The sequence below is a fragment of the Gordonibacter pamelaeae genome (assembly GCF_003340385.1).
Lineage (GTDB): Bacteria > Actinomycetota > Coriobacteriia > Coriobacteriales > Eggerthellaceae > Gordonibacter > Gordonibacter pamelaeae.
In genome coordinates this window covers 1-236 of the sequence record NZ_PPTS01000034.1, presented here as the reverse complement: position 1 = coordinate 236, position 236 = coordinate 1, and the positions used below count along the sequence as shown (strand labels likewise).

Sequence of the window (236 nt, the reverse complement as noted above, 5' to 3'; positions counted from 1 at the left end):
CCGAAGATTTTCCCGAAACACCCCTTGCCAAGCCGCGGCGGGGAGCGTATTATATTTGGGCTGCGTTTTCGAGGAGGACGCGGCCCGGGGCCTCCCGGAGGGACTTGACCGAAAGTTTTCGAAAAAAAGTTCTTGACAGGATGGCAACGGGAAGGTAAAGTATCTCCTTGCGCCGCTCGCCCGGAAGGGAGGCGGCGAGGCCCCCCGGAAGGGGAGGCGAGAACCTTGAAAACCGG

At 60.6% G+C, this 236-nt stretch carries 1 protein-coding gene; it reads right to left on the bottom strand.

The genetic code is table 11. From position 1 onward, the window contains the following. Window positions 1-49: 49 nt before the first annotated feature. Window positions 50-236 (bottom strand): hypothetical protein (locus C1877_RS15525; protein ID WP_220149923.1); only part of this gene is annotated, 187 nt, incomplete at its 5' end.